Raw genomic sequence first — 12,697 nt, 5'->3', positions numbered from 1 at the left:
TCTACTAATGGATGCATAAGTGTTGCTTATGCATCACCTATGATGGGCAATCATGGACAACCGGTATCTCGCTCTGCGGCACATCGTCGAATACGGCAGCTTCTCCGCGGCCGCCGACGAACTGCGATGCAGCCAGTCGGCCGTCAGCCAGATGATCGCCTCGCTGGAGAAGGAACTCGACGTCACCCTGCTCAACCGGCAACGCGGCGGATGCACGCTCACCGAGGAGGGACGCCAGCTCTACCCGCTCATCGAACGCTACGTGGAGGATGGTCTGCGCATCCGAGAACGGACCGACGAAATCCTCGGCCTCGACACCGGCGTGATCCGCATGGGCACCATCGCCAGCATCTCCGCCCACTGGCTGCCCGGACTCATCAGTGGATTCCAGCAACGTCACCCGAATGTGCGGTTCGTCCTGCATCAAGGTGACTACACCACCATCCAGGAATGGATTCACAACGGCACCATCGACTTCGGATTCATCAACCCCGCCGCCGCGCGCGACGTGCGGACCATCACTATCAAACGGGGTGCCATGCTTGCCGTCCTGCCGCAAGGCCATCCGCTCGCCGCACTCGATCGGGTGCCGCTGGCCGCGCTCGCCGAGGAACCCATGATCCTGCTGGAGGAGGGACATTATTCCGAGCCGTTGGAGGCATTCGCGTCGGTCGGGCTCAAACCGAACGTGCGGCTGCGCATCCACGACGACTACTCGATCATGACCATGGTCGAGGCCGAATTGGGTTTCAGCATCCTCGCCGAACTCATCCTCCACCGTACCAGCACCAACTACAAGCTCGCCTTACGCCCCACTGACCCGCCCGTGCAACGCACCATCGCCATCGCCTACGCCGATCGCGAAAGGCTTCCACTGGCGGCCAGACGGTTCATCGAGCACCTGCGCGATAACATCGACACGTTACCCTGAACTGATCTGAGAGCGATGTGTTGCACGTGTGCACACGAACGTAAAATCGTCTGATTCGCACTGGAGTGGCATTCAATTGTGCCGCGTAATCGCATTTTCGGACTTTATACATTCGCGTGGCACGAAAATCGTGGGAATTCGGTAATCTTGGAATATGTGTCATGCCACGCCACTGCAAAAACAGTGAATGTGCATTCCAGCAGACACAAAGTTATTGTCATATGAAATGCGGATGGTATCTGGTACTTCGTGTGAGCATGTACTTTGAGGATCAAATGCTGGCGGCGGGATGAATATGGCAACGGGGATACCTGCGCATACGCAAGTATCCCCGTATTGCATGGTGCGATACCGGTATCTGCCGGGGCAGAAGGCGGCATCGCGGGTCAGGGAAGGAATCAGTGAGCCAGCATCTCGGTGGCTACTTCCTCCTTGCTCATGGACGCCGGGTAATACGTGGGCCAGTTGTCCATTTCCTTCAAGGTCTCTTCTTGGGAATCATTGCCCATGAAGATGTGGAAGTGCGCGGCCTTGGTTGGCGCGATGCCGTGATCCGAGAACTGCACGATCTTCGGTGCACCTTCGGGCGCGTCGCCGGTGGCGGTGAACAGATAGCGCACGCCGCGATTGCCCTTGGCGTAGTCGAGGATTTTGAAGCCGTTGTACTCATAGGTGGCGGTGGCCGTCTTGCCGCCTCGGGTGAAGCTCATCTGATCGCCCTTGATGGCGATCCTTTCCACATCGGTCTTATAGCCGGCGTCGTAGTATTTCGTGTATTCGGCTGCGGTCATGTCGCCCTTCTTGGCCTTGGCCTCCATCACCTTGTCGAGTGTGCCGTCCTGGAGCAGCGGGTAGACGGACTGCCACTCGCCCTCGTAGTCGGACAGGCTGCGGTCCTTGACGTCTTGGGTCAGGAAGTAACCGTTGGTGGTGTCGGTGGCCAGAGCCTGGTTGGCGATCAGCGTGAGCCAGCCAAGCAGCGTCTTCTGGTTCTCCGGCAGCTGTTCGGTTACGGAGATGATCGTCTTGTTGCTGGATTGCGCGGCCTCGTTGAGTTTCTTGGCGAAGCCGTTCATTTCCTGCGGATTGACGACGAGCAGGTCCACGTCATTGCCGGAGACGATGTCCATGGCGTTCTTGAGGTCCGCCGCGGAGGGCTCGGCTTCGCTGTTCATCGCGTTCGTGTAAGTTGCGGGAGTCTTGTCGATTGCACCGATGTATTCCAGCAGATAGCTGATGATGGATTCGGTGGCCACATAGCGGCGCTGCACGTCGGTGGAGCGGGCCTTGTTCACCAGGGTCACGAAGTCGGCGTACTCGCCATTCCACTCGTTGAAGTGACGCTGAGTGGTGGCGGCGGTGGCGGAACTCGCGCCGGCCTTGTCCGTATAGGCGGCGTTGATGGCCTCGGCGGCTTTCAGCACGGCTTCGGGGCTGAACCACAGGTGCGGGTTCGTGGAACCGTGGTGATGATGATGTCCTTCCTCGCCGTCGGCGTGGTCGTGGTCATGCTCGTGCTCCTCGGTGGCGGTGATGCCCATGAGATCGCCCACGTTCACAACGGCCTGACGCTTGGTATCAAGCTGTGCTTTCTCAGCCCAGCCGTCATAGCCTGCGCCGTTGAGCACCACGATGTCCGCCTTGGCGAGTTTGGCCAGGTCGGATGCGGTGGCCTCGTAATCGTGTGGGTCGGCGGAGGTCGAGTTGATGAGCGAAGTCACTGTGGCGCAGGAGCCGCCGAGCTGTTGGGCCAAGGATCCCCATTGGTTGACTGAGGCGACCACGGTGAAGGTGGTGTCGCAGGAGTCATTGGTGGCGTCTGCGGCTGGGCTCGCGGTGTTGCCTACGGTTGATGAAGTCGAGCCGTTTGGCTTGAGGAAGGTGAATGCGCCGAGAATCAAGACGCCTAGTACGGCGCCGATAACGAAAGCGACGACAATGCCGATGATGGTGTTGCGTTTGGAGACGGTGGTTGTGACAGCGGATGCATTGCTGCTGCGCGCGGTGCTATCGGATGCACTGCCGCCAATCGGGCTGTCGGTCTGATGGTTCTTGGAGTGGTTGGTTGAGGGCTGGCTGGTATTTGGATCAGTCATGCTCTGACTTTCTACCTAATGTTTTTCTCTCGAAAATGCGTGTGGATATATGCGGATGGTCGGTCGATATGGTAGCGGCGGTTCGCGCTCGTGAACGGCGGCATGTGGAGGAAATAGGAGAAGAACACGTGCCGTGACTATTCGGGGCGGAACCGCCGCTGTCATGTTGTTGCGAGACTTGGTGGATGTGGAATCCATCGATGGTGGTTATGGTTTCATATACCCCTTTCGTACGGCGGCGGCCAGATTCTGCGGAACCTGAGCCACTTCGCCTTCGGGCGTTCTGACCGTGGCCAACTGGGGTACTTTGGCCTTCCAATTGGCTCGGCGAGAATGCGTGTTGGCTCGGGACGTCTTGTATTTGGGCAGTGCCATCAGCCTTGCCTTGCCTTCCAGTGGGGATTCTTCTTGTTGATCACGTACAGGTGGCCGCGCCGACGGACAACATAGGAACCGTCTTTGCGAGCCAGTGAGCGGACTGATGCTTTGACTTTCATATCCGTTCCTTTCTTGTTGCGGATGGGGTGGGTTCGGACTACTTCCTGCCGTATCGGGCGTTGAACTTCTGCACCTGGCCGGCGGTGTCGAGCACCACGTTCTTGCCGGTATAGAACGGGTGGCTGTAACTGGACACCTCCACGTTGACGAGCGGGTAGGTGTTGCCGTCCTCCCAGTCGATGGTCGGCAGACTGTTGGCCTTGGAAACCAGTGTGGATTTGGTCAGGAAGTACTTGTCGGCGGAGCGGTCATAGAAGACCACGGGGCCGTATTCGGGGTGGATGCCTTCTTGCATGGTTATGGACCTTTGGTTGTGATTGATGGTTATTGGATTGCGGCCGCGCCGGTGAATCACCAGCTGGACTTCACCACGCCGGGCAGCTCGCCCTTGTGCGCCTTCTCACGCAGGTTGATGCGCGAGAGTCCAAACTTGCGGTTGTAGGCACGCGGGCGGCCGTCGATGGAATCGCGGTTGCGCAGGCGGGTGGGACTGGCGTCGCGGGGGAGTGCCTGCAGTTTGCGCATCGCCTCGGCGCGTTCTTCGGCACTCAGATGCGGGTTGACGCTGTCGCGCTTGTACTCGGCGCGGCGTTCGGCGTATTTGGCGACCATGCGTTCGCGCTGCAATTGCCGGTTGATCTTACTGGTTTTGGCCATGTCTGGCTCCTTCTCAGCGGGTTTCCCGGAACGGCACCCGTTTGCGGACCACCGGGTCGAACTTGATGAGTTCGAGGCGATCCGGTGTGTTGCGGCGATTCTTGGTGGTGGTGTAGGTGAAGCCGGTGCCTGCGGTGGATCGCAAAGTGATGACCGGACGTACTGCGGCGGATTTGCTTGCCATGATTGGTGCTTTCTATCGGGTGTCAGGGTATGGAGTGCGGATCGCGTCTTGCGCGCGTCAGTTGAGTTCCTGATTGCGCTGAATGCGCGCGAGGGCCGCCTTGATGCCGATGCGGTCGATGGTCTTTATGCCCCGGGCGCTCACGGTAAGGGTGACGTGGCGCTGCAGGGACGGCACCCAGTACCGCTTGGATTGCAGGTTCGGGGCGAACGTTCGGCGTGTTTTCCTGTGCGAGTGGGAGACGCTGTTGCCGACCCCGGCGCGCGTTCCCAGAATTTGACATGTTTTGGACATGCCTGCGACTATATCATAATGATAATCATTATCAAATCAGAAAGGCTGTCATGATTCATCCGACATTGCAATCACAGGGAAACGCGGAGGGGAGCACTCCCGTGGTGCTGCTTACTGGCGCCGATCGGCTCAGCACCGACTCGGTGGCGTTCTCGCTTGTCGACTCATGCCCGTCTGTGTGTTCGATTTCCTATGACGTGCGTCCGAATGGTGCCGCGGAGTCGGGGCTCGACATCATCCGCAACATCGTGCGTCCGCAGGCGAGCGGGGTGGTGTTCGGCGAGTCCGACTCATTCGGGCTCGAGGAGTGTTGCCTGAGCTGCACCGTCAAGCATGATCTCGAGCGGGTGCTGGAGTCGCTGTGCGGGCAGGCGGGCGTATTCCTAGTCTCGTTGCCGGTGGGTCTTGAAGCGGCGCCGATCGCGCAGTACCTGGCCGATTCCTTCCGCATCAATGAGTGGGGCGAGTCGATGTTCGTGGGTGCCATCGCCAATGCCGTGGGTCTTGACGAATTCGAGGAGCGCTTCTTTGACGACGACCGGCTGTGCCTCTACGGCATGGGTGAGGCGGATGGCGTCTATGACGAGCGATCCACCGGCGCGGTGGTTTCCCGTTTGATTCGTGAGGCCTCGTGCGTGCTCGAATTGCCGGTGGTCGGTGCCGGTTGCCTGGCTCGCCATCTGGACGCGGACGGCGAATGCAAATGCCGCGACATCATCCGGGCGATCGCCTCGGCCGATGCGCTGATCTGCGAGGATGCCCACACCGTGGGGCTTGCCGATGTGGTGAGGGAGCCGTCCGGCGTTGTTTCGCCGCTGTGATGGTGGTTTCGGCGTGTGCGGCGTGTGCGTCCATATGCAACACGCCGACGTAAATGTAAATGATAATAATTCTCAATACGTATTATTCTGTCGTGTTGGTGGCCGGGCGATGATGCAGCAACAGCAACATCGCCCGGCCGTTCAGCTAATTAGAGGGGGAATCCAATCATGTCCATCATGTCCAACGCCAAGCGCGCGCTCGCCGTTGCAGCCGCCGCGGCAACCCTGTTCTCGATGGCCGCCTGCGGCTCCAGCAACGCCGCCGGCTCCGCCAAGTCCGGCTCTTCCGCCGCGGCATCCTCCGGCAAGATCGAAGTCGTGGCCTCCATCAACCAGTGGGGTTCCGTGGCCGAAGACCTCGGTGGCAGCAACGTCGAAGTCGCCAATATCATGACCAAGACCAACGTGGAGGCCCACGACTACGAGCCCACCAGCCAGGACATCGCCAAGTTCGGCACCGCCAAGGTGGCCGTGGTCAACGGTGCCGACTACGACCCGTGGGCCACCAAGGCCGCACAGTCCACCAAGGCCACACTGGTCACCGCAGCCGAAACCGCCGGCATCAAGGAAGGTGACAACCCGCACGTCTGGTTCTCCGCCAAGGTGCGCTCCAACACCGCCGACGCCATCACCGCCGCCTACCAGAAGGCCGACCCGAGCCACAAGGATGACTACGCCAAGCTCAACAAGGATTGGCACGCCAAGGAGGATCGCCCAATTCTATTTGACAGTGCGGATGCGGGCTCCTGGGCGCTGCGGTGCCCCTGCGGAATAACCCAGCAAGGGGATGACCGGCTCGGTGAGTGAGCCGTGCAGAGGGAGCATGACATGGTGATGGACTACGGCGCTCCCAGAACGAGCACCCTATAACGACACCAGCGCCCGTGGGAGAGACATGAAAAAAACCGGAACCCTTTGAAAATCAAGGGTTCCGGCGATGGCGGAGGATACGAGATTCGAACTCGTGAGGCTGTTACACCAACACGCTTTCCAAGCGTGCGCCATAGACCACTAGGCGAATCCTCCATTCGTGTTGCCTCGGCGCGAACGCGTCAGCACACAATTTGGATATATTAGCACGATATTCGAAATCGCCAAATCGATTTGGCGGAGGATAAGAGATTCGAACTCGCCGAACCACCCCGGCACCAGCAGCCAGCAGCCATAAAAACCGCGTTTTTCCAACGATTATAAGGCAATATAACCGCCAATCTCCCCCATCATACAAAAATGGCCTTCGGCGTGTCGCAAGACACCGCGAAGACCATACCGTCAGCCAGATCGTCAATCACACCGCACGCCGCCGGCAGCCACGGCCGTCAGATCGCACGACCAACGAGAACCGACCGACCGAGGACAGCCATCCAGCCGACGGCAGCCATCCGACCCATCGATCAGTAATTGTTCGAGCCCGGGCCCTCGAAGCGCACCACGAAACCGCGCTCGTAGTGCAGGAACATATCCGCGCCGTACCGATCCACATCGCGGTGCGTGAACAGCATGCGGATCGCGAACGCGGTCTGCACATCCTCGGGCAGCTCCTTGAACGCCTTGTGCGCGTCCCAGCCGGTCGTCGGCGAGACCGCGCGGTCCGGCACATACGCATAGCCGTAGCCATCCTCGTTCACGTACCCCATGAACGGCAGATCCCATGCGTTGTTGTCGGTCAGCGCCTGCTTGAAGTCCTCGACGGCGGCCAGCGCCTTGTCGCCGATGCCGAATTTCTTGGCCACCTTGTTGGCCTCGGCGGTCTTCGCGGCCGCGTCCTGCCCGAACATCGACTCGTTCACGACGATCACTTGATCGTTTGCCATGATGATTCCCCTTGCTTGAATGGCATACCCGTTACGTAAACCGAACATGAACATGTTATATATAACACGTAAATCATTCGGCTGATCACTGCGATTATGATGTCGCCTTGCGCGACAACTCTTACGATACCGCCGATCGCATGTGCGAAAACCCTTATAATTGTGCGGTTTTACTTGCCGGACATCAGCACGCCACATGTCAACCCGTTGATATGTATGCCATATCAAGCCATGTTCGCTTGCACAGTATCTCACAACCTGCATGTTCGTTTTTCTTGTGCGTCGGCGTGTCGGATGTGATATTCACATGGATATAAGGTGGCGAAGTTGCGTACATACGCCGTTTCTTACCGACCGGTAGCGAACAACGCGATACGCTCGGTGCAGTCGTGTGAAAGTAGGGAGACGAGTATGGCCGAATCTGAAGACCAGCGATGGCGCGTGGACGATATACGCGACACATCGATGCAGACCCGCCTGATCCCGCTTTCCGATCTCGAGGATGAAGGATTCGACCTCTCGGACGTCTCGGACAAATCCCCCGCAACACCCGAAACCGAAGAACCGCAAGGCCCCGCCGCTCCCCCGCAGCCGCTTCCGCCGAGCTTCTTCCCCACCAACACCGGCCGCATGCGCCCGATCATCGTCGCGCGCCCCGCCACATCATCGCCCGCCATCGCGGCACCGGCCGCAACCCAACCGGCACGCGCCGTCCACGCCAACACCCCACGGACCGCCCCGTTCAGTTCCGTCACATCCCGCACAGCATCGGCGGCCGCGAACACGTCCGATTCGCTGGCCCGGACCATGCGCTCCGATTCGGCCGATCCCGTTGCATCAGCCGGCACGGCCTCATCGACCGACGTGGCCGGTTCACAGGAACCATCCGCAGTCGATCAGACGCCGGCCCGCGCACCGCGCATCAGCTATTCGCTACAATATCGCGCGCTGCATCCACGCGACTGACAGCCGGCAACAAGTCAGCCGCACGCTCACTTGTGGTACGGCTCGTGCGCGTTGATCTTGTAAGCGCGGTAGATCTGTTCGAGCAGGATGACCCGCATGAGCTGGTGCGGGAACGTCATTTTCGAGAAGCTCAGTTTGTAGTCGGCGCGACGCAGGATCGCGTCGTCCAGTCCGATCGAACCACCGATGACGAGCTGGATGTGGCTCACGCCACGCAGTCCCAGCTGGTTGATTTCGTTCGCAAGACCTTCCGACGTGAGCATCTTGCCATCGATGGCAAGAGCGATAACGTATGCACTGTCGCGCAGATGACGCGCGATCCGTTCGCCTTCCTTGGCTTTGATCTGCCGTTCGACGCCCTCGCTCGCATGCTCGGGGGTCTTCTCGTCCGCAACCTCGATGATATCGAGCTTGCAGTAGCGACCCAGCCGCTTGCTGTATTCGGCGATGGCGTCGCGCAGGTACGATTCCTTGACCTTGCCGACGGCGATGATGTCGATCTGCATGATGCTCCCCTCTCGATCCGATACTCGATTATTACATCATGCCTTCGCGTATGGCACAGCCGAGGCGTCCTTGCCTATTGGTCATTTCAGTCGAGACAACCTACCTACCTGTCATTTCGACCGAGACAGCCCACCTACCTGTCATTTCGACCGAGGCGAAGCCGAGCGGAGAAATCTTCAGGCGTTTGTTGCATCCGTAAGATTTCTCCGCTCGCTGGCGCTCGGTCGAAATGACACAAGGAACGGGACGACACGGGTCACTTCGCGATGAGCGGGAGCACCTGCTCGTCGAACGCGGTGAGCGCGGTGTCGATCACGTTGTGCATGTCGTAGTACTTGTACGTGCCCAGGCGGCCGCCGAACACGACCTTCGGCTCGGCCGCGGCCTTCTCGGCGTACTTCGCATACAGCGCCTTGTCCTCGTCCGTGTTGATCGGGTAGTACGGCTCGTCGCCGCGCTCCGCGAAGCGCGAGTACTCCTCCCACACCACGGTCTTTTCGTGGTTCTGCGAGTCGTAGCGCTCCGGGTTGAAGTTCTTGAACTCGATCGCGCGGGTGTACGGCACGTCCGCGTCGGAGTAGTTCATCACCGGGCAGCCGAAGTGGTCGTCCTCGTCGTAGCGCACTTCCTTGAAGTCGACCGTGCGCCACTTGAGATCACCCAGCTCGTAGTCGAAGTAGCGGTCCACCGGGCCGGTGTACACGACCGGCACGCCCGCGGCGAGCAGCGCTTTCTTGTTGTACGGCTGCGACTCGTCGAAGAAGTCCACGCCCAGCTCGACCGTGATGCGCGGGTCGTCGATCATGCGCTCCATCCACGCGGTGTAGCCGTCCTTCGGCAGGCCCTCCCACGTGTCCTTGAAGTAGCGGTTGTCGTAGTTGAAGCGCACCGGCAGACGCTTGATGATGTCGGCCGGCAGGTCGGCCGGGTCGGTCTGCCACTGCTTGCCGGTGTAGTTCTTGATGAACGCCTCGTACAGCGGGCGGCCGATCAGCTGGATGCCCTTGTCGTTGAGGTTCTGCGGGTCGGTGCCGGCCAGCTCGCCCGCCTGCTCCTCGATGAGTTTGCGTGCCTCGTCCGGCGTGTAGGACGCGCCGAAGAACTGGTTGATCGTGCCCAGGTTGATCGGCAGCGGGTAGACCACGCCGTCGTGCGTCGCGTAGACGCGGTGCACGTAGTTCGTGAACTCGGTGAAGCGGTTCACGTACTCCCACACGCGCTTGTTGGACGTGTGGAACAGGTGGGCGCCGTACTTGTGGATCTCCGCGCCCGTCTCCTCATCGAAATACGAGTACGCGTTGCCGCCGATGTGGTCGCGCACGTCGATGATGTGCACGCGCGCGCCGGCACGTTCGACCGCCTGCTGCGCCACCGTCAGGCCGAACAGGCCCGCGCCGACGATCACCAAATCCGGATACTGCACGTTTTCCGCCATATCTCACAACCTTCCATACAGGATGTTCGTTTCCCCAGCAGTTTATCGTATGGGGGCTATCGAACGCGTTTTCTCCCAGCCGCCCGCCACCGCACACGTTCGCATCGTCGCACACGTTCGCACGGCCGCACACGTTCGCATATGAAAAACTCCCCCGACCACAGTCAGGGGAGTCTCGTCAGCAATCAGCGACAATCAGCGAATCCGCAAGTCGGATCGGCCATGCCAGTCAGCCCAGCAGCAACCGCCCAGCTCACGCAGTCCGACGCAACTCATGCCGTACAGGTCGCACATGTCACGCAGCCCGGCGCAAACCCGCACCATGCAACCGCGCACACGACTCACGCATAAATATTGCGCGGCCGCATGTCCGCCGGCAGGCCTTCCAGCAGGTGCATGACCGAACGCGACTCGAACACGGAACGGATGCCCGCGGCCAGCAGCGGCGCGACCGACAGCACGGTCATGTTCGACAGGCGCTTCTCCTCCGGCACCGGCACGGTGTTCGTGACGATGATCTCGCGCGCGCCGCAGTCGCGCAGACGCTCGATGGCCGGACCGGACAGCAGGCCGTGCGTGGCGACCAGCGTGACGGACGCCGCACCGGCGTCGCGCAGCGTGCGCACGGCCTCGCAGATCGTGCCGGCGGTGTCGATCATGTCGTCGACGACCACGCAGTCACGGCCGGCGACCTCGCCGATGATGCCGTGCGCGGTCGCATGGTTCGGACGCGTCGTGTCGCGCGTCTTGTGGATGAACGCGAGCGGCAGGTTGCCGAGCTTGGCGGCCCACTGCTCGGACACCTTGATGCGGCCGGCGTCCGGGGAGACGATCGTGGCGTGCTCCATCGGCACGTTGTTGCGCACGTAGTCGAGCAGCACCGGCGTCGCGGTCAGGTGATCGACCGGGCCGTTGAAGAAGCCCTGCTCCTGCGCGGCGTGCAGGTCGATCGTCATCATGCGGTCGGCGCCGGCGGCGCGGAACAGGTCGAAGATCAGGCGGGCGGTGATGGGCTCGCGGCCGAGGTGCTTCTTGTCCTGGCGCGAGTAGCCGAGGAACGGCGCGACCACGGTGACGGAGCGAGCCGACGCGCGCTTCATCGCGTCGATCATGATGAGCTGCTCCATGATCCACTTGTTGATCGGATCGGTATGGCACTGCAGCACGAACGCGTCCGCGCCACGCACCGGTTCGGTGTAGCGCACGTACATCTCGCCGTTCGCGAAATCGTACGCCGTGGTTTCGAGGACGTCGATTCCCATGCACCGCGCCACTTCGTGGGCCAGTTCGGGGTACGCGCGACCCGTCACCAGCACGAGTCGCTTATCCGGTGTGCCTTCGAGAATCGCCGACATGATCCGCCTTCCACAATCGTCAGTCACCGCACGGCCGCAGCCGGACGGTCGAAAAATAGCCACCTTCCAATATAACAACGGCACTGTATCCGACGTGCCGCGGGACGCACGCGGGTCGTCGCGGACTGTCTCGCGGTGACGATATTCTATACAGGTTGCCCGCACCCAGGTGCGGATGACGCGTATACACACTCCTGCCGCGGAAAGTCCGTGGCCGAATAGTCCGAAGGAGGTGGGTGATGTCTGCGCATAAGTACGAACTGATGTTCATTGCCGATCCCGAGCTGGATGAGCGCGGTCTGAAGAAGCTGACCGAGCAGTATCTGGAACTCGTCACCAAGGAAGGTGGTTCCGTTGAGAACACCGATATTTGGGGACGCCGCAAGCTCGCTTACGAGATCGCCGGCAAGACCGAAGGCAACTACGTCGTGGTCAACTACACCTGCGAGCCTGCCGTCAGCGACGAGCTCGATCGTGTGCTGAACCTCAACGAATCCGTGATCCGTACGAAGATCCTTCGTAAGGACGCCAAGTAAAGCTTCCCTCAGCAATAGCTGAACCGTGAGTAAGTAAGAAGGTAACGTCATGGCAGGCGAAACGATCATCACCGTGGTCGGCAATCTTACGGCCGATCCCGAGTTGCGTACCATTGGCTCCGGCGCGACCGTCGCGAGCTTCACCATCGCCTCGACGCCGCGCACGTACAACCGCCAGTCCGGCCAGTTTGAGGACGGCCCGGCGTTGTTCATGCGCTGCTCCGCCTGGCGTGACCTGGCCGACCATTGCGCCCAGACCCTGTCTAAGGGCATGCGCGTGATCGCCCAGGGCCGTCTGTCCCAGCGCTCGTATCAGGCACAGGACGGCACGAACCGTACCGTGGTCGAGATGACCGTGGACGAGATCGGCCCGTCGCTGCGGTACGCCACCGCTCAGGTGACCCGCATGTCTGGCAACGGCCAGGGCGGATTCGCCGGCCGCGCGCAGGGCGGATTCAACGGTGGCCAGAACGCCGGCAACGCCGGTGGGTACGGTGCCGGCAACGGCTATTCCGGCGGTGCCGGATATGCCGGCGGCAACGGTGGATACCAGGGCGGTGCCGCGTACAACAACGGCGCCCCGACCCCCGCTCCCGCACAACC

Annotated in this window: 16 protein-coding genes, 1 tRNA gene and 1 pseudogene; 6 read left to right on the top strand and 12 right to left on the bottom strand. The window is 60.8% G+C overall.

Annotation, left to right across the window (positions count from 1 at the left end; all coding sequences use genetic code 11):
* The first annotated feature begins 52 nt into the window (after positions 1 to 52).
* Positions 53 to 931, top strand: a complete 879-nt coding sequence (locus KIH76_RS04325) for a LysR family transcriptional regulator (protein WP_219069479.1) — start codon at positions 53 to 55, stop codon at positions 929 to 931.
* 398 nt (positions 932 to 1,329) lie between these two features.
* On the opposite strand, the gene KIH76_RS04320 is transcribed toward KIH76_RS04325, so the two are convergent.
* The 7 genes from KIH76_RS04320 to rpmB all read right to left on the bottom strand — a co-directional run bounded on the left by KIH76_RS04320 (position 1,330) and on the right by rpmB (position 4,660).
* Positions 1,330 to 3,027, bottom strand: coding sequence for a metal ABC transporter substrate-binding protein (locus tag KIH76_RS04320; RefSeq protein WP_219069477.1), 1,698 nt, complete (start codon positions 3,025 to 3,027; stop codon positions 1,330 to 1,332).
* 207 nt (positions 3,028 to 3,234) lie between these two features.
* On the bottom strand, positions 3,235 to 3,402 hold the full coding sequence (rpmF, locus tag KIH76_RS04315; protein ID WP_101625382.1) for a 50S ribosomal protein L32: 168 nt from the start codon (positions 3,400 to 3,402) through the stop codon (positions 3,235 to 3,237).
* Positions 3,402 to 3,524, bottom strand: a complete 123-nt coding sequence (rpmJ, locus tag KIH76_RS04310) for a 50S ribosomal protein L36 (RefSeq protein WP_012578244.1) — start codon at positions 3,522 to 3,524, stop codon at positions 3,402 to 3,404. Before rpmJ ends, rpmF begins: the two co-directional genes overlap by 1 nt.
* Before the next feature lie 38 nt (positions 3,525 to 3,562).
* Positions 3,563 to 3,820: a type B 50S ribosomal protein L31 gene (locus KIH76_RS04305; RefSeq protein WP_163230094.1), complete on the bottom strand. Its 258-nt coding sequence runs from the start codon at positions 3,818 to 3,820 to the stop codon at positions 3,563 to 3,565.
* 56 nt (positions 3,821 to 3,876) lie between these two features.
* Entirely contained in the window at positions 3,877 to 4,182 is a 306-nt protein-coding gene (gene rpsN / locus KIH76_RS04300; protein ID WP_101625380.1) for a 30S ribosomal protein S14, read from the bottom strand.
* Between the two features lie 13 nt (positions 4,183 to 4,195).
* The gene (gene rpmG / locus KIH76_RS04295; protein ID WP_101625379.1) at positions 4,196 to 4,366 is read right to left on the bottom strand and encodes a 50S ribosomal protein L33; all 171 of its coding nucleotides are present in this window, start codon (positions 4,364 to 4,366) and stop codon (positions 4,196 to 4,198) included.
* A 57-nt stretch (positions 4,367 to 4,423) separates the two neighbouring features.
* Entirely contained in the window at positions 4,424 to 4,660 is a 237-nt protein-coding gene (rpmB, locus tag KIH76_RS04290; RefSeq protein ID WP_219069475.1) for a 50S ribosomal protein L28, read from the bottom strand.
* A gap of 50 nt (positions 4,661 to 4,710) precedes the next feature.
* On the opposite strand from rpmB, the gene KIH76_RS04285 reads away from it, so the two are divergent.
* Positions 4,711 to 5,481 (top strand): hypothetical protein, encoded by a 771-nt coding sequence (locus tag KIH76_RS04285; RefSeq protein ID WP_219069473.1) that lies wholly within the window; start codon positions 4,711 to 4,713, stop codon positions 5,479 to 5,481.
* A gap of 168 nt (positions 5,482 to 5,649) precedes the next feature.
* Positions 5,650 to 6,195, top strand: a pseudogene (locus KIH76_RS04280) (metal ABC transporter solute-binding protein, Zn/Mn family); the annotation flags it as partial.
* Between the two features lie 224 nt (positions 6,196 to 6,419).
* On the opposite strand, the gene KIH76_RS04275 reads toward KIH76_RS04280, so the two are convergent.
* Both KIH76_RS04275 and KIH76_RS04270 read right to left on the bottom strand, forming a co-directional pair.
* Positions 6,420 to 6,507, bottom strand: a tRNA-Ser gene (locus tag KIH76_RS04275).
* Between the two features lie 368 nt (positions 6,508 to 6,875).
* Positions 6,876 to 7,295: a glycerophosphodiester phosphodiesterase gene (locus KIH76_RS04270; RefSeq protein ID WP_219069471.1), complete on the bottom strand. Its 420-nt coding sequence runs from the start codon at positions 7,293 to 7,295 to the stop codon at positions 6,876 to 6,878.
* Between the two features lie 411 nt (positions 7,296 to 7,706).
* Between KIH76_RS04270 and KIH76_RS04265 the strand changes: the two genes are divergently transcribed.
* On the top strand, positions 7,707 to 8,261 hold the full coding sequence (locus KIH76_RS04265) for a hypothetical protein (RefSeq protein WP_219069469.1): 555 nt from the start codon (positions 7,707 to 7,709) through the stop codon (positions 8,259 to 8,261).
* A 26-nt stretch (positions 8,262 to 8,287) separates the two neighbouring features.
* On the opposite strand, the gene rlmH is transcribed toward KIH76_RS04265, so the two are convergent.
* From rlmH to KIH76_RS04250, 3 genes are all read right to left on the bottom strand, one after another.
* Positions 8,288 to 8,767, bottom strand: coding sequence for a 23S rRNA (pseudouridine(1915)-N(3))-methyltransferase RlmH (rlmH, locus tag KIH76_RS04260; protein WP_219069466.1), 480 nt, complete (start codon positions 8,765 to 8,767; stop codon positions 8,288 to 8,290).
* A 257-nt stretch (positions 8,768 to 9,024) separates the two neighbouring features.
* Positions 9,025 to 10,203 carry a UDP-galactopyranose mutase gene (glf, locus tag KIH76_RS04255; protein WP_214372695.1) on the bottom strand — a complete coding sequence of 393 codons (1,179 nt, stop codon included), beginning with the start codon at positions 10,201 to 10,203 and terminating at the stop codon, positions 9,025 to 9,027.
* 341 nt (positions 10,204 to 10,544) lie between these two features.
* Complete coding sequence (locus tag KIH76_RS04250) at positions 10,545 to 11,558, bottom strand: ribose-phosphate diphosphokinase (RefSeq protein WP_219069464.1); 1,014 nt, start codon at positions 11,556 to 11,558, stop codon at positions 10,545 to 10,547.
* 239 nt (positions 11,559 to 11,797) lie between these two features.
* Between KIH76_RS04250 and rpsF the strand changes: the two genes are divergently transcribed.
* Complete coding sequence (gene rpsF, locus KIH76_RS04245) at positions 11,798 to 12,094, top strand: 30S ribosomal protein S6 (protein WP_033496384.1); 297 nt, start codon at positions 11,798 to 11,800, stop codon at positions 12,092 to 12,094.
* A gap of 49 nt (positions 12,095 to 12,143) precedes the next feature.
* Positions 12,144 to 12,697, top strand: a 554-nt coding sequence (locus tag KIH76_RS04240; RefSeq protein ID WP_219069462.1) for a single-stranded DNA-binding protein, incomplete at its 3' end; no start/stop codon positions are given.

Origin of the sequence: Bifidobacterium simiiventris (assembly GCF_019331715.1) — a bacterium.
In the GTDB taxonomy this organism is placed as follows: Bacteria; Actinomycetota; Actinomycetes; order Actinomycetales; family Bifidobacteriaceae; genus Bifidobacterium; species Bifidobacterium simiiventris.
Note: the sequence above shows the minus strand (reverse complement) of the source record. Positions and strands in the feature narration are given on the sequence as shown.